The organism is Carboxylicivirga marina, from assembly GCF_016612505.1.
Classification (GTDB): Bacteria; Bacteroidota; Bacteroidia; order Bacteroidales; family Marinilabiliaceae; genus Carboxylicivirga; species Carboxylicivirga marina.
This window is the reverse complement of sequence record NZ_JAENRR010000004.1, coordinates 88,682-108,391: the sequence shown is the minus strand read 5'-3', so window position 1 is coordinate 108,391 and position 19,710 is coordinate 88,682. Positions and strand designations below refer to the sequence as shown.

The following is a 19,710-nucleotide window of genomic DNA, read 5'->3' as shown; positions in this document are numbered from 1 at the left end:
GTGGAGGTAGGATTTAGAAAAAGAAAAAGGTATCCGAAAATAAAACATAGCTTTAACATCATTAATATCAGGAATATAAAGCCGCCTTTTCCGTTGTGTTTTTTTTGTATGAAAACAAATAAATAATAAAAAAGAAGGTAGAGTCCGGTTAGAAAAACGATTCCAGAGCTTACCTTCTCAAAATTTATTTGTAGCCATTCGCGATAAAACCACATAATACTAGTCGATAAAAGACTGATGATTATGTAAGAGAATGATGCTTGTAAAGTATTAACTGCAGTATTACTTTTTGACATTACCACTACCTGCAATAGGTTGAGAAACCTTGTCATCCATTTTACATGTGCCAGTAAAAATAGCACCTGGTTCGATGGACAATTTGCTGGTTTTAACATCGCCATGTAATTTACTCGATGCTTTAAGTGAAAGAAGTTCACTAACTGTTAACTTCCCTTCAAAGGTGCCGTAGATATCACAATTAGTACATTTTACTTCGCCGGTTACTGTTCCGTTTTGTCCAATTAACACCTTGCCTTTTGAGGTAATATTTCCGTCAATGGTTCCGTCAATTTTAATATCGCCATTGGTTTCAATATCGCCTTTGATTTTTGTGCCCGGTCCAATCATGTTGGGTAACTTATTTTCAGGTTCGAAGTTTTTAGCCATTTTCCAAATGTTAGTTTTAAGAATAAAGCAAATATACAATAGTTCATTAGTTTTTAGGCAGAACTGATTGGTTTAATTTAAAACTTGATTCGAGCGTATAAGATTTATCGAAATGATAAGTAATACATTATGAGAAGTATGCGTGTTAGTTTATTCCTTAATGAGTACTTTTAACTTCTGCAATTGGCGTTCTTTGTTTACCTGTCTTAATTGTCGTGCAGTAGATGTATAATAAGTATGTTCCGAAATAAAATCAAATTGTAGTTTATTCCATTCTTCAATGGTCATTTTGCCATTATGAAAATTCAATTCCTTGAACAGATTATCTGATATCGAAATAAAGTCGGCGCGACCTAAATAATCCAAGTCAGCATCTTTAAGGATTTTTTCCAGGTAATTACGTGGTTTCTTGGCCACCCGGGTAACATTAATTAATTCTACAACCTGGTCGATCTGATAATCATGATAATGATATTGAGGTAATACCTCTTTGGCAAAGCTTATGCTATTGTCTTCGTGGTTTTTGTATTCAACAATAAAGCCGATGTCGTGTAAAAGTGCTGCAGTTTTAAGAACTAGCAAATCTTCAGATGTCACTTTCTCGCCTCGTGCAAGAATTTCAATTCGGGTTAAAACATCCTGCGTGTGGGCTTTATTGTGATAAAAAAGGCCTTCGGTTAATTCGGTATCAAGTTTATGGAGAATAAATTCTTCCAAATCACCAAAACGAATGTGTTGAAGTTTGATCTCAAATTTTTTGTTGGGGAAGATGCCATCTTCATCCTGCGATAATTCTTTTTTTATCCGCTTAACAAAATACATATCAGTTTCACCTTTGTACTTGATCGGCATTTTACCTCGATAATCGCAATCGAAGAAATCCTTAATCAATTCAAAGGTAACACCGGTAATATTAACCATGCCTGCTGTACCCGAGCTCTCCATTCGTGAAGCGATATTAACGGTATCTCCCCAGATGTCAAATGATACATTTTTTCGACCAATTTCGCCCGAAATTACAGGGCCAGTGTGTAGTCCAATTCTTAACTCCCAAAAGCCAAATTCGCTATTTTGCTGAACCTTACTGTCAATCATGAACTTTTGCATTTCAAGTGCAGCCAATGTAACTTCAACAGGATTGGTACGATTGATACTTGGAATACCGCCTGCACACATATAAGCGTCACCAATCGTCTTAATTTTTTCAATGTTATATTTGTCTACAACTCCATCAAAATAGAAAAAGAAACGATCAAGTTCATCAATCAGGGTTTCCGGGTTGATGTGTTCCACTATTTTTGTAAAGCCTTGAATATCGGCAAATAAAACTGTTACTTTTTTATATTTGCGTGAACGAATACGCGCTTGGGCTTTAACCGTCTTGGCATTCACACCTGTTGTTTTCTCTCGGGCTTTTTGCTTGATATTAAAGGCTTTTTTGAATTCTTCTTCTATGTTTTGCGTGATAATTCTAATTCGTTGGCGAAATAGCAAAATGATAGTCGCAAAAGCTAAGAAGCTAAGTAGGACAATACTTCCTATATAAAACAAAGTGTGATTCCATATAGGCAAATCAACTTGTATGCTCGCTTCTTTTATCTGCCCATTGGGTAACTCAAGTAAAAAAAGGTAAGAGCCTTCTTTTAATTCAAAAAATGCAGCTGAATTCCTCTCTGACCATTGGCTCCATTCCTGAGAGTATGGAATTAACCGATATCTATATTTTGTGAATGAGGAATTGTTACTAGACCAATGAAGAGAAAAAGATTTTTGTTGAATTTTTATAAAATTGTTTTCTACAATTATAGGCTCATTCTTTGGTGTTTCAGCAATTATCTCAATGGAATGAACTTGTGCATTTGCATTTTTCGCAAACAAAATTGCTGCTGCTACGTATACAACCGCGACAAAAAGATTTTTTTTAATAAGTATTGTGGTTGATTCAGTTATATTGACTGCTCGTTTCGGCATAATTATATCGGTATCGGCGCTTGCTTGCAATTAGAATCAAAAATACTATATTTATTCCGTTAATAAAGAACATTCAGGAGAGCTTTTTATGGACACGTCAAAGAACACAATTCTGGTTCCTTATGATTTTACCGAAGTAGCAAACAATGCTGTTCAGCATGCTATTAAGGTGGCGGGTGAGCTAGATGCCAATATTCATTTGCTGCATATTGCAAAGAAAGAAGAGCAAATTGCGGAATTGGAGGAGAAGATAACTAAGCAAGCGAAAGAAATTAAAGAAAAATGGGGCGCTTTACCATCTACTTCAGTTAAAGAAGGTACAATTTTTAAAACCATTAATTCTGTGGTTGAAGAGTTGGACTGTATGCTTGTTGTGATGGGTACCCACGGTATGAAAGGATTACAGAAGCTGACAGGAAGCTGGGCTTTAAAAGTTATAGTTGGCTCTAAAGTACCTTATTTAGTGGTGCAATCAGCTCCTAAACGCGCTGATTATCAAAAAATCGTTTTTCCGATTGATTATAAGGCTGAAAATAAAGAGAAACTTAAGTGGATACAATTTATGTATCAGTTCTCAAAGCCTAAGGTTTATATCTATGCTTCTGCCACCAAAGAAGGAATTATTGATAGCAGAACAAAAGCAAATGTAGTCTTCTCTAAAAAATACCTGGAGGAGAAAGGTGTAGATTATGAATTAGTATTGTCTGAAGGTGATGCTTCATTCTCGCAAGAAACAATACAGTTTTCGGAAAAGATTGATGCTGACTTAGTGTTGGTAATGACTACCCGCGACATAGCTTTTCATGATTATGTACTCGGAGCATATGAGCAGTATATTATTGCTAATAGTGCTAAAATGCCAGTTTTAGTGATTAATCCTCGTACTGACCTAATGAAATATGGTTACGGAGGTTTTGGTTGATTTCAATTACTTCGAAATATAATTTCAAAAGACGATCATTGCGATCGTCTTTTTTTGTTTTCAATGTTTTTTAAGTCAATTAAAATACTTTTGTATATAAATCGTTTAATCTTAAAAGTGCGATCCATGGAACTTGTTTTTGCAACAAATAACCTTAATAAGCTGGAAGAGATTCAAACTCTACTGGGAGATAAGATAAAGATACTTAGTTTAGAAGATATTAATTGCCACGAAGAAATACCAGAGACTGGTGATACTTTGGAAGTAAACGCTTTACAGAAATCTGATTACGTATACAGAAAATATGGGCTTAATTGTTTTGCTGATGATACAGGTTTAGAGATTGATGCATTGAATGGTGAGCCAGGTGTTTATTCGGCTCGATATGCAGGTATTGAAAAAGATGCCCAGGCAAATATGAACAAGGTGTTACAAAAGCTCCAAGGAATAGAAAATCGCAGGGCACGATTTAGAACGGTTATCTCCTTAATTATAAATGGAAAAGAGTTTCAGTTTGAAGGATATGTAAATGGTCATATTTTGCATCAACGCTCAGGGAAGAAAGGCTTTGGCTACGATCCAATTTTTAAACCAGATGGTTATGATGTTTCATTCGCCGAAATGGATATGGTGACGAAGAACAACATCAGTCATAGAGGTAGGGCAATTGTTAAATTGATTGAGTTTTTAAGAAAGAATTATGAATAAAGGGTGTTTAATTTTAATAGTTACGCTGCTATCAAATTTGCTGTCTGTGGCTCAAAGCTCAAAATGGAGCGATCATTTTTCGTATCGCAATGCATCGCATGTAGCTGAGACCGAGACTTACGTTGCTGTTTCGAGTGAGATGGGACTTATGCTTTTAAATAAGTTAAATCAGGATATACGTACTTTTAGTAAAGTTAATGGTTTAAGCGATGTTGACATTACTGCCCTCCAATCCATAAGTGACGATAGGTTTATCATTGGATATGCTAACGGAAATATTGATGTTGTTTCAACGGATTTGGTCTATAATATTCCCGACTTTAAACTAAAGCAAATTCAAGGAGCCAAGCAGATTAACCATTTTTATTCGTATAATGACAAGGTATATTGTAGTACTGATTATGCACTACTTGTAATTGATGTTAATAAGAGAGAGATTAGTGATACCTATTTTCTAGGTTATAATGCTGAGAGTTTGGCGATTTATCAAACAGTTATTGATAGTGGTGATTTATATGCCGCAACTGACAGGGGGCTTCTTAAAGCTGATTTATCTGACCCTTTAATCGTGTATGATGAGGGGTGGAACTTAATTTCTACTTCATCAGTTCCTCATTTTGCTGTTAACTTGCACGAAGGAAGTATTGTAAGTGTCTCAAAAATCAATAATAATTATCAATGTTCATACCTGGCCAATGGTCAATGGTCAAATATTAAAACCTCAAACAGATTTAGCAGCTTAAGTGTGTATGCAGGTAAAATGGTACTTTCATTACTAACAAGAGTGGAGGTTTATAATGAGAATTTCAATCTCGCACATTCTATTGACGATTATACATTTGATGATAATGTAGTGGCACAGTCAGTTATATATTCAAGTTTTGAAGAGGCTTATTTTATTGCAGATTCTAATTATGGAATAGTAATGAGTTCTAATGATGAGGATGTTCATTATCTGGCTAATGGGCCCTATTCAAATAATTGTTTCGATTTGCATGCCACTAGCACAGGCGTTTATTCAACAGCTGGGGGATTAACTGCTATTTATAATAATTTGAATAGGCCTATTGAATATTCTTATTTTAATAATGAATCATGGGATAGCTACAAGAGTACTACACCCGGTAATGGCTATACAAGTCGCGATTTAATCAGAATTACTTCAAGTAGTGTTAATGATACAGTTTATATGTGTTCATGGGGTGGAGGTATCTATGAAATAGAAGGCGTTAACTCAATTACACACTTCGATGAAACCAATAGTGGCTTGCAAGATATATATCCTGATACAAGAAAGTATGTGCGAGTTGGAGGTATTGCTTCTGATAGTAAAGGAAATATCTGGATGTCCAATGCAGAGGTTGATGCAGGTGTTGTGATTAAATCTGGTTCTGAATGGCATCGAATGAATTATGATACAACGGATGATGTTCATAGTACGGGACAGTTCCTAATCACTAAAGATGATATTGTTTGGATTCCAATACCAATGTCAGGTACAGGTGATAAACATGGGATAATGGTGATTAATCCCAATGGTACATTACTCGATGATAGTGATGATCAATATAAAAGTGGCCTTGTAACTAATGATCCAAGAAATGCTGGTCAGTTCCAATTATGGGATGAAGATCGGAATGTGATTACCAAACTGGTTCTTAGTATGGCAGAAGACAAGAATGGCTATGTCTGGTTTGGTACAGATAAAGGTGTTTTAGTAAATTATCGTCCCTGGGCCATTTTCTCAGAAGATTATCCTGTAACCAGTCGAATTAAAGTACCCCGGAATGATGGAAGTAACCTGGCCGATTATCTATTAGAAGAAGAAAGGGTTTCGTGCATTGCTGTAGATGGAGCCAATCGTAAATGGATAGGAACCGAGGCTTCTGGTATTTATCTGGTTTCTGAAGATGGTTTAAAGACCTATCAGTCTTTTAATGTAGATAATAGTCCGTTGCCATCGAATACTATCACTAGTATTGCTATCTCACCTGTTTCAGGAGAAGTATTTATTGGAACTGCCAAGGGTATTGTATCTTATAAAGCTAAAGCAACAGAAGGGGATGATAGCTTCAATAAAATATATGCATACCCAAATCCAGTACGAGAAGACTTTGCAGGCGATATAACCATAACGGGATTAATTGAAAATAGTAATGTCAAAATCACCACCGTAAGCGGTAAGTTAGTACATGAAACCAAATCGCTTGGCGGAAAGGCTTATTGGAATGGCACCAACCTGGTTGGAGAAAAAGTTAAAACAGGTGTGTATCTTGTATATGTAAGTGCGGAAGATGGAGGGCAATCTGCAGTAACAAAAATTTTAATCGTTAGATAAAAACTTCCTTTTTTTTTGCCCAATTAGCCATACAAAAGTAGTTTTGTAAGGTGTTTAAACACCTTACATTACATGTTTTAACCTATCTAATATATTATTATGAAGAGAGGCTGGGTATTAGTAACCGTCTTTGTTAGCTGTACATTATTAGTTTACATCGGTATTTTAGTTAATCGTGGCAAAAGCTACGACAATAATCATTCTCTCGCCGCAATTCCTTCCGATTTGGCAGTAATTGTCAAAGCCCAAAGTATTGGGCAACTTCGTAATTCATTGATTGAAGCGGTTGATTTTAAGAAGGAAATTAAGCAATTTTCTTTTATTGAAAATGGCTTGAAAGTATTGCAATCACTTGATTCTGTTTTGACAGATGACGATGTTAATGCGATGGAATTGTTAAATGATTTACCATTATACTTTTCATTGCATGCTCAAGGAAAAGAAAGGGTAAGCCCTCTAATAATGTTTGAGATACCCAACCGAAAAAAGGAATTGTCCATTGAGCGCTTTATCAATTATCTGCCAGAGATTGGGTACGAGGTTACTAGTAGAAAATACAACTCGAAATCGATTTTCGAAATTACTTTTCAAGGTGATGTATTTTATGGTCATATTAATAAAGGACTATTATTATTGAGTAGCTCAAATTTACTAATTGAATCATCCATCAGGCAGCAACAAAGAGATGAGAAGTGGACCGATAATGATGAGTTCAAGCAAATATACAAAACCATTGGGAGTGGTTCTCGCCTCAATGTATTTGTTAATTTTAGTCAATTGCCAAACGTTGTAAAGCCGCTGGTTGCAAAGTTAAGTAAGAACAAAGTCACAGCTTTAAAGGAGCAAAGTTATTGGGCCGAAATTGATGTTGATATCGATCAGGAATCCATTCTGATGAATGGTTTTATGAGCGCCAATAATAAGGGGATAACCAGTCAATTGTTGCGCAATTCACATGCACAACGATCACATATGCATGATGTACTACCACGAAATACAAGGTCATACATTGCTTTAACATTAGAAAGTGGCGATGAACTAAAAAGACGCATAGAACATTATCACGAGGTAAATGAGGATGGTGGCGATTTTGATAGAAAAATTAAAAGCGTTAATAATCAGTTTGGTTTTAACCCTAAAGACGAGTTTTTTAATGTTTTAAGTGGCGAATTAGCATTGGCTTATTATGATTACAACCATTTGCAAGCTGATGCAAATGGCATGTTGGTGTTGAAACTAAAAAGCCAATCGACGGGTCGTGAACTGATTTTGGAAATGTTGCGTAAAGTGCAAAAGCAAGGTAGTAGTTCAATGGTGTACAAAAAATACCAGCCTGATAATGAAGTGAGTTACTCGATTTATAAAGGCTTTCCTGATAATTTAATGTCACATTTTTTTGAGCCATTATTTCCTAAAGTGCCCCAAAAATACATAGGTTTTTATGAGGATAATATTATAATGGCAGATGCCTCGGTACTTATTGAGCAGTTTATTTATAGTAATATGCTTAGTAAAACCTTAAGTAAAAGTAGAACACATCAAAGCTTCTTAAGTAATTTTTCGAGTAGAGAAAATCTATTTATGTTTTGTGAAACTGCTCATCTTTCTACCTTATTAGGTTCGTTTTTTGAGCCTCTCCTTAAAGACATTACTGACAATCAGAAGGAAGCACTTAGCAATTTCTATGGTTTAGGTGTACAGATGAGTGGCACTGGTGATATGATTTATACAACAGGATTTTTACAATATTTGCCAGCACGCGAATCAGAACCTCGAACTATCTGGCAAAGTCTGCTGGATTCAACAGTTAGCCATAAGCCAATTTTGGTCAAAAATCATTATACCAAAGAACGAGAAGTTCTTGTGCAGGATGATGCTAATAACCTTTATTTACTGAGTAATGGTGGTCGTGTTTTATGGAAAAAACCGCTTGACAGCAAAGTTAAAGGTGAGATTGTACAGGTAGATTACTATCGTAATAATAAACTACAATACCTTTTTAATACAAGGAATTCAATATTCCTCTTAGATCGAAATGGTAACAATGTTGCTAACTTTCCGGTTAAGCTACCATCTAAGGCTAGTAATGGAATGGTTGTATTCGACTATGATAAGAATCGAAAGTATCGGATATTTATCGCTTGTGAAAACAGGCGTGTGTACTTATACGATGGTCAAGGTAACGTTATTAATGGCTGGAAGTTTGGTAAAACTGACGGAACGGTGACTTTGCCAGTGCAACACTTTCGTTCAAACGGGAAAGATTATATTGCTTTTGCCGATGATAAACGTAATTACATTTGTGATAGAAAAGGCAACATTCGAGTCAAGCTCAAGAAGCAATTTGTTAGAAATGAGAACTCACCATATTTTATTGAAAACAAAGATAATGCTAATGATTGCCTGGTTACCAGTGATAATAATGGATTGTTGAGTAAAATACATCTTGCAACAGGCGCAGTAACTCAGTCCGATAATTTTGATATTGAATTAGATCATGCTCTAAAAGTCTTTACAATGAATGGTGAAAAGCATTATCTTATAACAGAAAATAACCGGATAATATGCTTCAATAGTAAAATGAAAGAGGTATTCGATAAAGAGTTCGATGATGAAATAAATCTTGATGTCGATTTGTATCAGTTTTCGGCCCAGAATACAAAATTCGGAGTTTCAGAAAAGAATGGAGGCGATATTTTCCTTCTGAATAAAGATGGAAAAGTATATAAAGGATTCCCATTAAAAGGTAATTCACGATTTAGTATTGGCTTCCTTAAATCATCAGCCTCACGGTTTAATTTAATCGTTGGTGGTTCTGAGAATTATATTTATAACTATCAGGTAGAATAATTTTAGCATTATGGAGAAGTTGCGATTGGGAGTTTTAAGTGTTTCAAATCATTTTATAAAGCGTGTAGTACTGCCAGTCAAAGAGCTGGATAATGTTGAAATTACTGCAATTGCTTCACGCCATTTATCAAAAGCTACCGATGCTGCGCGTCGTTTTGGTATTAAGCAGGCTTACGGTAGTTACCAGGCTTTGCTCAACGACAAAAGCATTGATGCGGTATATATTCCATTGCCTAATCATATGCATACCGAGTGGACTAAAAAAGCAGCGGATGCAGGTAAGCACATTCTTTGTGAAAAGCCAATGTGTATGGATGCTGATGAAGCCCGCGAGCTTGTTGAGTATTGTCAAAAACGTAATGTAGTTTTGATGGAGGCGTTTATGTACAAGCATCATCCACAATGGATAAAAGTACATGATATTATTCGCACCAATAATATTGGAAGTGTGCAATATATAAATACTTCATTTTCCTATAATAATCCTTCTGCATCTAATATTAGAAACATTAAGGAATATGGTGGTGGCGGATTAAGAGATATCGGTTGTTATGCCATTTCTGTTCCTCGTTTTTTGCTCGATAGGGAACCTAATCGTGTGATTAGTTTATTAAATGAACACCCAGATTTTGGAACTGATGTATTAACATCGGCTATACTTGATTTTGGAAATGCCAGGGCAACGTTTAATGTTTCTACATGTGCCAGTAGTTTTCAGGTTGTTGATATTGTAGCTTCGGCAGGACGAATATGCTTGCATTTGCCTTTTAACACTTATGCCGATGTGCCTGCTAAGATTACTGTTGAAACGGCGCTTGGTCTTCGGGTGATTGAGATACCACCGGTTGATCAGTATGGCTTGATGGTGAATGATTTTGCTAATTTGATAATTAACAACGAACCACCTTCAGCCGACGAAGATGACGCCATTTGTAATCAAAAAGTATTAGACGCCGTTTTACGTTCTTCCCAAAGCCAATCGTGGGAAACAGTGAGTTAAGCAAAAATTTCACATTTTTAAAAAACTTTGGCACGAATAATGCGTAACAGCACTTGGATGTTATCAAGGGTGTTATGAAAAAACGTGTCAATTACAATATTCTGGAATTAACCAGTCGCAATCAATTTATTCCTGCTAAAGGTTACGAAAAGAAAATTGAGATTCTTCTTCTTAAGAAGAACGCTAATTTTAATTACGAAATGCCTTCTTCTGAGCAATTGAATACCGATTGGTGGGAGCATTTATCATGGAATAAAGATATACTCAGAAATTTTCTAGCATATCCCGAAGTGCATTTTTATTTAGCAATGCACGAAGGCGAAATTATTGGCTCGTTTGATCTTATTATCCTTCCCGACCGCCAGGTTGAAATTAAAAACTTCGGAATAGTTAATGATTTTATTGACTTTGAGATTAGAGCCATGCTGCTTTCTAAAGTCGTCGATCATTGTTTTCAGTATGAGCCAAAACGTATCTTTTTTCATGCCAGTGAATTTGAGCGTATGTCGGCCATTTCGAACTATCTTTCACAAGGTTTTAGCATTAGTACGCACGATAAGGAAATTGGCGCCGATGAGTGTATTAAAGAACAAACAAACCTTCAGTCAAACTTTTTGTTAAATCTTAACTAATGCCAATTGAAGTATTGATGTAATCGTTTGCTAGTATGCGAAGAACGAAAAGTTAATCATCGGTTTTTGACCATTCGATGCGACTTTCCATCAATTAACGTAAAATATCAAAACAATTCTCGTATTTTTCCGTAGTAGCACTGACATGAGACGTTAGAATTATTTCTATCTTGTCGAAATGTACAAGTGCTGTTGTTTCACACTTGTTCAGAACTGTAAAATTCATTTTAGAAAGCGCAGGATAATTTCCGTGTTCTTTCTAATTTTGCATTTTTATAGGATGAGATGTAAGAAATGGAAGTAGTAAGTTTAATACACTACATAATATGGATAAAAACATAGAGAATCAAGGGTTTTTAGATTTTGCATATCAGATGTATAAATCGATGAAGACCAATGAGATTAATTTGGTTTACGAAGGGGAAGTAACACAGGAGATTACTAAAACATTTACTTCACTTACCGAAAGAAGCCTAGAGAAAAGCCAGGAGTCAAACACTGTTCAACGAAAAGTGTTTAATGTAATGGTTGAATGCCTTCAGAACATTAGTAAGCATGCCGATTCGTTAGATGATAACGAAAGCGAGCGTCGTGGTATTGTTATGGTTAGCCATGGTGAAACCAGTTACAATATCATTACTGGTAATGTGATTAAAAATGAGAAGGTACCTGAATTAGAGGCAAGTCTTGCACACGTCAATAGTCTGGATAAAAAAGGATTATCTGATTTGTACAAGAAACAAATGCGTGAAGGTAAGATATCAGAAAAGGGAGGAGCAGGCCTTGGTTTTATCGATATTGCCAAAAAAACTGGTAGTAAATTAAACTATGAGTTTAAGAAGCTTAATGAAGACGTAAGCTTTTTTATCTTAACATCAACTGTAAAACGAAACTAATCTGACAAAATATGGAAGTAATTAATATTGCGGGTACTGATGATACTCCAAACGTGATTCTGGATAAAGACAATGCTAAGTTTGAAATTTCAGGACGTTCATTACCTGAGGATGTAAACATGTTTTATGAGCCAATTCTTGAATGGATTGACGGTTATGCTGAAGCACCAGCCGATAAAACAGAGTTTCATTTCAAATTAGAATATTTTAACACCGCTTCATCAAAGGTGATTCTTGATATTTTATTGAAGTTTGAAGAGATTGTTGAAAATGACAACGACGTTGTTATTAAATGGCATTATCACGAAGAAGAGGAAGACATGTTAGAAGCAGGCGAAGAATATGCCGACATTGTTGAAATTCCTTTCGATTATATTTCGTATACAGACTAGACCTTACAGACTGACCTATGAGTGAAGAGATTCTGAAAGCGCTGATGCAGCTGTTTGGCTTAATTGCCAAGCAGGATGGTGGAGTTGAAGCTAATGAGACTGAATATGTAAAAACGTTTTTGAAGCAACAGCTCAATGCAGAGGCTGTTGAAGAATATTATTCGCTCTTTCTAAGGTTTTCAAAAGATTCGAAGCTGGCAAAAGAAGGTGATGAAGGAAAGGTGAAGTTAACTTCCATGAAAGATTCCGTGAAGATTCTCGGAATTTGTAAGAAGATTAACAAAAAACTAAATAAAGAGCAAAAGGTTGTTGTACTACTGCGCCTTTATGAATTAGTAAATGCCGACCGAAAATTTACCGAGCAGCGCATGGCCATTATCAATACGGTGGCCGATGTATTTAAATTACCTAAAGAGGAAATTGAAGCCATTGAAACCTATACGGTGAATAATGAGCTTTCAAAACTAGACCTCGACGATGTTTTGGTTGTGAATCATAATCTGCCTCAACACGATAATGGTAAGCATATTGAGTCTGGAGAGTTAGATGGTCATGTTTTAATATTACGAGTTAATAGCGCTGGCCTGTATTTTGTCAGATATACAGGAGAGCAGGATATTTTTCTCAACGGTCTGTTAATTAATAATCGCCGTATATACTTGTTCCCAAAAGGTAGTTTTGTAAAATTACCGAAAGGGCAACCGGTTTATTATACCGATGTAGTTTCGAGATTTATGTCCGACTCATCGGTTTCAAAAATTACTTACGAGGTTAACAATGTAGGTTTCCAGTTTAAAACAGGAGGCATTGGTTTACGCGATGTCAATATTTCAGAAGAGCAGGGCAAATTAATTGGTATTATGGGCGCCAGCGGTGCAGGTAAAACCACCTTGCTTAATGTGCTGTGTGGCAATGAAACGCCCACAAGGGGAGAAGTATTGATTAATAGCTACAACCTTCATCACGAGCGTGATAAAGTAGAAGGAGTTATCGGTTACATCCCTCAGGATGACTTATTGATTGAGGAACTAACGGTGTACGAGAATCTTTATTACAACGCGAAGCTGTGTTTTAAAGATAAAGACGAAAAAGAGATTGAGGAGATGGTTAATAATACCCTCATGAGTCTGGGTCTTTATGAGCGTCGAAATCTTAAAGTCGGTTCACCCCTCAACAAAATGATTAGTGGTGGTCAGCGTAAGCGATTGAACATTGCTTTAGAGCTGATTCGTGAACCGGGAATTCTATTTGTTGATGAACCAACATCAGGTCTGTCATCACGTGATTCAGAGAATGTAATGAACCTGCTACGAGAGTTGGCTTTGAAAGGAAAGCTGATCTTCGTAGTTATTCACCAACCATCGTCAGACATCTATAAGATGTTTGATAAAATGTACATTCTCGACACTGGCGGTTATCCGGTTTATTATGGTAACCCTAGTGAGTCGCTTATTTATTTTAAGCAACTGGATGCACAAATAAACAGTGATCAGGGTGAGTGTGGAACATGTGGTAACCTTAATCCGGAGTTAATTTTCAACATCATCGATGCCAATGTGATTGATGAATATGGAAATTACACCAATAAGCGTAAAACATCACCTGAAGAATGGCATGAGCATTATAAAGAAAATATTGAGTTGCCGCAGGTTGAGCAGGTGACCTCAACGCCGCCTAAGTCATTAAATATCCCATCGTGGTTTAAGCAGTTCTTTATTTATACCCTCCGTGATTTTAAGTCGAAGATTAGTAATAAGCAATATATATTACTCAATTTACTAGAGACGCCATTTCTTGGTTTCGTACTGGCTTATTTGATTCGCTACATTGTCGATCCGGAGTCAGACGTTTATGTTTTTCGTGAGAATGAGAACATAGCGCCATATATTTTTATGGGTATTATCGTAGCACTCTTTTTTGGTCTTATTGTAAGTGCCGAGGAAATATTCAAAGATGCTAAGATCCTAAAACGTGAGAAGTTTTTGAACCTTAGTCGCTCGAGTTATCTGGCTTCTAAGATTCTAATATTATTTACTTTATCGGCCATTCAAATGGTTACCTTTGTCCTTGTTGCCAATGGCATCCTTGGTATTAAGGGTTTAAATTTCGAATTCTGGTTAGCGCTCTTCTCTGTTTCAGCATTTGCCAATATTTTAGGGCTGATTCTTTCAGCTTCGTTTAATTCGATTGTTACCATTTATGTGTTAATACCATTGGTAATGATTCCTCAAATGGTGCTGGGTGGTGCCATGTTTACCTTCGATAAGCTAAATAAAGACTTTACAAGTGTAGATAAAGTGCCTTTGGTGGCTGAAGTAATGCCATCGCGCTATATATATGAAGGATTAATTGTACATCAGTATAAGCATAACAATTATAAGAAGAACATATTTAATGTGGAGTTGCAACAGAGTAGCTCTGACTTTAAAAATGTCTATTACCTTCCTGAGCTTGAAGAAATATTAGATGCCTGTCGAATTGCAGATAAGACAAGCGAAGCATATGTGAATGATTTAGCTTTATTGCACAATGAATTGTCGAAAGAACTGAAGCGCGTGCCAGGTATTTCTTTTGAGGCTATCGACAAAATTTCGGTAGATGGTTTTAACGAAGATGTAGCTGCATTAGCGATAGCATACATTGCCAGATTGAAAGATCATTATCGTACCATTTTTAATGAGGCAGATAACACCATCAACCGTTTCTTATCAGAGAATATTAGAAACAATAAGGAAAAATTTAATGCGATTAAAGATGCGTATTATAACGAGAGTATGTCGGATATAGTGCGTAAAACCTTTGATAAGAATAAGATACTGCGCGATGGAGATAAGCTAATTCAAGTAGTTGACCCTATCTATCAGATTCCTGAACCAGAATCAACTGTATCTTTCAGAACGCATTTCTTTGCGCCACAAAAGCATTTTGCAGGTGTATTTTATGATACATTATGGTTTAATATAGCCATGGTATGGTTACTCACCATCATGCTGTATGGCGTGCTATATTTTGATTTACTAAAGAAAGGCATGAACTTCCTTGGTGAATTAAAACTGTTCAAAAAGTAACCTTTTACTAAATAATTGAGTATAATTGCTTCAATCGAAATTAAAAACGTACTAAAATGTTGAGAAAATTTAGTTACCTAACCTTGATGGTTGCCTCAATCTGCTTAATGACAGCTTGTTCGGGCTCATCGAAAAAAAGTGATGACTCTGACGAATTAACGCTTTCAGCGCCTGCCGAAAGTGGTGCTCTTGAATTGTCAGAAGAAGTAATGAGTGATGTTATACAAAATATTTCTTCGCCTGTTGAGATGGCCTCAATAATTAAGGCCACAGGAGTTGATTTCTCTCAAAAAATATTAAATAACACCGATAAAGTTGATGATTATAACACCAGTTATAAGCGTGCTTTAAACCTTGGTGTTTACAGTGCCGATTTAGGTTATATCAATACATTCAACAAAAATAGTATTGTTGTGTCGTATTTGGTATCGATTAAATCTTTGGCTGAAGGTATTAATGTAGGTCAGTTCTTCGATTTCAATTCATTGAAAAGAATGGCAACCAATAACAATAACCTGGATTCATTAATGCAAATTTCGATCTCAAGCTTTAACCAGATGGATTCATACCTGCGCAGTCAAAAGCGTAGCAATGTATCTTCATTAATTGTTACTGGTGCCTGGATTGAAGGTTTGTACATTACAGCAAATGTTATTGAAGAAACCAATAATGAAAGCCTAATCAATCGTGTGGCTGAGCAGAAAGATATCATCGACATCATCGAAATTATTCTTAAGAATTATGCTGGTGATCCTGACTTTGCCGAATTAGCACAACACATTGGCAAGCTTAAAAAGGCTTATGATGGTGTAAAGATTACAACCGAAATGGGAGAAGCTCAGACGGTAGAAAAAGATGGCATGTTAATCATTGTTCAGGATGAGGTAAGTCACGTTGAAGTTTCACCAGAAAGTGTTGCTGCTATAGTTGCTGAAATTAAGTCATTAAGAGAATTCATCGTGTCGTAAGTCTGAGTATTTGAAAAAAAGTTATTTTTGCAAATGTTCATACCCAGACCAATTAAAATTGATACCATGAAAAAATTAATTTATAGTTTCCTAATTCTTTTTGTAGCGAGTGCTTTTAGTGCATCTGCCCAATGTGGTGATGATTTGCTTAAAGCGGCATTAAAAGAAATGGGAACAAGTCAGTATATCAAGGATTTTACCGTTGAAATGGTAAAAGAGAAGAAAGATACTAAAACCGGATATGTTAAGTTCTCTGTCGTGTTAAACAGCAATACGCAGTATAAATTTAACATTGTAAACGGTGCTTCAAATCCTGAAAAAATGATTATGCAATTGAAGCAAAGCGAGAAGCTTATCAGTAGCAATTTCCATAATGGTAAAATGTATGATGAGTTCCAGTTTGTATGTCGTAAGACAGGCGTTTATCATTTGTATTTCTCATTTAAAGGTGGGCAAGAAGGATGTGCTAAGTCAGTATTGTCGCTTGTGAAGCAACTTTAGACAAAGTACTTTTATAATATACGAAGCCGTTCAATTCTTTTGAACGGCTTTTTTCATGTGGTAATCACAAGAGTTATTGAGTTTCAAAGATTTTATCAAGGTGCATATTACACTGCTTTTATTACCATTGCCTGATGAACTACTTGTATAGCCACCTTAGCTCTATTAATGATAAATCACTGTAATGAAGCGTGCAATATATCAGTTGATATATAGTTGAAATATCAATTGATATATACCATATCACATTACAAGCAATTACCATCCATTCAATGGTGGTGCGTTGTTATACCAAATGAATAACAAAATGATTGATAAAGCATTTTGCTTGTTACATGGGTTAATGCCGATACAGAATCACAGATTGATTTTTTATCAATCGTTTTTAATTCGTAATCGGTATCATTGGTGGTAAATACTAACGCTCACATAAAAAGAGATAAAAAAAACCGCCCCGTATATAAGGGCGGTATATTATTAACATTGATGGTATACGAATGTATCGAACATTCGCGTTAGTTGTAGAAGTGGATACTACTAAAATAATGAATATATTACAGTTAGGCCGGACATTACCACAGAAACCATCGTCATAAGTTTAATAAGGATATTTAATGATGGGCCTGATGTATCTTTAAAGGGGTCTCCAACGGTATCACCAACCACTCCAGCATGGTGTGCTTCACTGCCTTTGCCTCCATAATTACCTTTCTCAATATATTTTTTGGCATTGTCCCATGCACCACCTGCATTGTTTAGCATTACAGCGAGGGTAAAGCCAGTGACTAAACCACCCATTAGTAAACCTATAACCCCGGCAACACCGAATACAAGACCAACTATAATTGGTACAGCAATGGCTAAAATAGATGGAACCATCATCTCTCGTTGAGCTCCTTTTGTTGAAATGGCAACACATTTGGCATATTCAGGTGTTCCTGTGCCCTCTAATATGCCAGGTATTTCTTTAAACTGGCGACGTACTTCATCAACCATGGCTCCAGCAGCGCGACCTACAGCTTTCATTGTCATCGCACAGAATACAAAGGGCATCATGGCTCCAATAAATAATCCGGCTAATAATAGAGGATTAAACATGTTCAGTTCATAAAAATCAACGAAATCTTGTATGGAAGCTTTGGTTAAGCTTTCGGCGCCTGTTTTTTCCAGAAAGCTGGCTCCTAGCTCAGGTACTTTTTTTAGCCAAATACGCACTTCTTCCATGTATGCTACAAGTAAAGCCATGGCTGTTAATGCTGCCGATCCAATGGCAAAGCCCTTACCAGTTGCTGCCGTTGTATTACCGAGCATATCAAGCGCATCTGTTCGTTCGCGCACTTCTTTTGGTAATTCGGCCATTTCTGCATTTCCTCCTGCGTTGTCAGCGATGGGTCCAAAGGCGTCAGTTGCCAGCGTTATACCCAGGGTTGAAAGCATCCCTACAGCTGCAAAGCCAATACCATAAACACCTTCACTAAAATTGGTAAAGCCTCCGGCGAAGCCAAATGAGGCAATAATACCTGCTACAATCGTAAGCACTGGAATCCATGTTGAATACATTCCTACGGCAATACCATCAATAATGGTTGTTGCCGGTCCTTGCTGAGCCTGTCTTGCGATGCCTTGGGTTGGCTTATAACCATCTGATGTGTAGTATTCAGTTCCCTGGCCAATAACAATACCTGCTATCAAACCAGCTACAACAGAGCCAAATATGCCCCAACCAAACCAGCCTAAATAGGCCATTACAGCTATGGCAATGAGTATTAATACAGAAGAGCCAGCTGTTCCGACAAGTAAAGAATTTAATAAGCTTTTAGCGTTTGCATCTTCTTTAGTACGTACCATGAAGACACCTAAAATTGAAAAGATGATACCAATGGCTGCTACCACCATTGGGGCAATGATGGCTTTCTCATTAAACGAGCCTGAATTCATGGATATGGCCGCACCTAATGCCGCAGTGGCTAAGATGGAACCGCAATAGGATTCATAAAGGTCGGCACCCATTCCGGCTACATCACCTACGTTGTCACCAACATTATCAGCAATGGTTGCCGGGTTACGTGGGTCATCCTCAGGAATACCCGCTTCAACTTTACCAACTAAATCGGCTCCTACATCTGCTGCTTTAGTATAAATACCACCACCTACACGCGCGAATAAAGCTTGTGTTGATGCTCCCATTCCAAATGTTAGCATGGTTGTAGTGATATGAACCATTTTGGCGTGAGTCCATTCCGAATTGGCGATAAAGTCGCTTGTCCAGGCTCCCATTAAGCTGACTTCTTCAGCAACTTTTAACCCAAGACCAAATACGTTATTATCATAGATGTAGTTCAATAACCAATACCAAAGTGCTATATCTATTAGTCCAAAGCCAACAACCACCAATCCCATTACAGCACCACTTCTAAATGCCACTTTTAATCCTCTGTTAAGAGATATAGAAGCACCATGTGCCGTTCGGGCTGAAGCAAAGGTCGCTGTTTTCATTCCGAGGAATCCACATAATCCGGAAAAGAAACCACCCGTTAAGAATGCGATTGGCACAAATGGATTTTGTACACCAATAACGGCCAGCAAGGTTAAAATAACGAGTAAAACCAAAAATACGATACTGACTACCTTATATTGTCTCGAAAGGTAAGCCATTGCTCCGTCTCTTACGTGTTGGGCAATTTCTTTCATCTTATCGGTACCTTCCGATTCTTTCATCATGGATTTGAAGAATATCCATGCAAAAACCAATGCTAAAATTGACGCAAATGGGATAAACCAAAAAATTGAATTCATAG

At 36.6% G+C, this 19,710-nt stretch carries 14 protein-coding genes; 11 read left to right on the top strand and 3 right to left on the bottom strand.

The window, feature by feature from the left end; translation table 11 throughout:
• Nucleotides 1-282: 282 nt before the first annotated feature.
• Both JIV24_RS02730 and JIV24_RS02725 read right to left on the bottom strand, forming a co-directional pair.
• Nucleotides 283-666 carry a bactofilin family protein gene (locus tag JIV24_RS02730; protein ID WP_200463471.1) on the bottom strand — a complete coding sequence of 128 codons (384 nt, stop codon included), beginning with the start codon at nucleotides 664-666 and terminating at the stop codon, nucleotides 283-285.
• Between the two features lie 150 nt (nucleotides 667-816).
• Complete coding sequence (locus tag JIV24_RS02725) at nucleotides 817-2,637, bottom strand: adenylate/guanylate cyclase domain-containing protein (protein WP_200463470.1); 1,821 nt, start codon at nucleotides 2,635-2,637, stop codon at nucleotides 817-819.
• Nucleotides 2,638-2,725: 88 nt separating this feature from the next.
• Here JIV24_RS02725 and JIV24_RS02720 point away from each other — a divergent pair, with 88 nt between their 5' ends.
• The 11 genes from JIV24_RS02720 to JIV24_RS02670 all read left to right on the top strand — a co-directional run bounded on the left by JIV24_RS02720 (nucleotide 2,726) and on the right by JIV24_RS02670 (nucleotide 16,912).
• Complete coding sequence (locus JIV24_RS02720) at nucleotides 2,726-3,559, top strand: universal stress protein (protein ID WP_200463469.1); 834 nt, start codon at nucleotides 2,726-2,728, stop codon at nucleotides 3,557-3,559.
• A 126-nt stretch (nucleotides 3,560-3,685) separates the two neighbouring features.
• Nucleotides 3,686-4,267: a non-canonical purine NTP diphosphatase gene (locus tag JIV24_RS02715; RefSeq protein ID WP_200463468.1), complete on the top strand. Its 582-nt coding sequence runs from the start codon at nucleotides 3,686-3,688 to the stop codon at nucleotides 4,265-4,267.
• A 46-nt stretch (nucleotides 4,268-4,313) separates the two neighbouring features.
• The gene (gene porZ, locus JIV24_RS22740) at nucleotides 4,314-6,605 is read left to right on the top strand and encodes a type IX secretion system anionic LPS delivery protein PorZ (RefSeq protein WP_200463467.1); all 2,292 of its coding nucleotides are present in this window, start codon (nucleotides 4,314-4,316) and stop codon (nucleotides 6,603-6,605) included.
• Nucleotides 6,606-6,704: 99 nt separating this feature from the next.
• Nucleotides 6,705-9,455 (top strand): DUF3352 domain-containing protein, encoded by a 2,751-nt coding sequence (locus tag JIV24_RS02705; RefSeq protein ID WP_200463466.1) that lies wholly within the window; start codon nucleotides 6,705-6,707, stop codon nucleotides 9,453-9,455.
• 10 nt (nucleotides 9,456-9,465) lie between these two features.
• The gene (locus JIV24_RS02700) at nucleotides 9,466-10,455 is read left to right on the top strand and encodes a Gfo/Idh/MocA family protein (RefSeq protein ID WP_200463465.1); all 990 of its coding nucleotides are present in this window, start codon (nucleotides 9,466-9,468) and stop codon (nucleotides 10,453-10,455) included.
• A gap of 74 nt (nucleotides 10,456-10,529) precedes the next feature.
• Entirely contained in the window at nucleotides 10,530-11,087 is a 558-nt protein-coding gene (locus JIV24_RS02695; protein WP_200463464.1) for a GNAT family N-acetyltransferase, read from the top strand.
• A gap of 326 nt (nucleotides 11,088-11,413) precedes the next feature.
• Nucleotides 11,414-11,983: a SiaB family protein kinase gene (locus JIV24_RS02690; RefSeq protein ID WP_200463463.1), complete on the top strand. Its 570-nt coding sequence runs from the start codon at nucleotides 11,414-11,416 to the stop codon at nucleotides 11,981-11,983.
• Nucleotides 11,984-11,994: 11 nt separating this feature from the next.
• Entirely contained in the window at nucleotides 11,995-12,375 is a 381-nt protein-coding gene (locus JIV24_RS02685; RefSeq protein WP_200463462.1) for a DUF1987 domain-containing protein, read from the top strand.
• A gap of 17 nt (nucleotides 12,376-12,392) precedes the next feature.
• Complete coding sequence (locus tag JIV24_RS02680; protein ID WP_234445678.1) at nucleotides 12,393-15,443, top strand: ATP-binding cassette domain-containing protein; 3,051 nt, start codon at nucleotides 12,393-12,395, stop codon at nucleotides 15,441-15,443.
• A 56-nt stretch (nucleotides 15,444-15,499) separates the two neighbouring features.
• Entirely contained in the window at nucleotides 15,500-16,411 is a 912-nt protein-coding gene (locus JIV24_RS02675) for a hypothetical protein (protein WP_200463461.1), read from the top strand.
• 66 nt (nucleotides 16,412-16,477) lie between these two features.
• On the top strand, nucleotides 16,478-16,912 hold the full coding sequence (locus JIV24_RS02670) for a hypothetical protein (protein WP_200463460.1): 435 nt from the start codon (nucleotides 16,478-16,480) through the stop codon (nucleotides 16,910-16,912).
• A gap of 537 nt (nucleotides 16,913-17,449) precedes the next feature.
• On the opposite strand, the gene JIV24_RS02665 is transcribed toward JIV24_RS02670, so the two are convergent.
• Nucleotides 17,450-19,708 carry a sodium-translocating pyrophosphatase gene (locus tag JIV24_RS02665; RefSeq protein WP_200463459.1) on the bottom strand — a complete coding sequence of 753 codons (2,259 nt, stop codon included), beginning with the start codon at nucleotides 19,706-19,708 and terminating at the stop codon, nucleotides 17,450-17,452.
• Nucleotides 19,709-19,710: the final 2 nt, after the last annotated feature.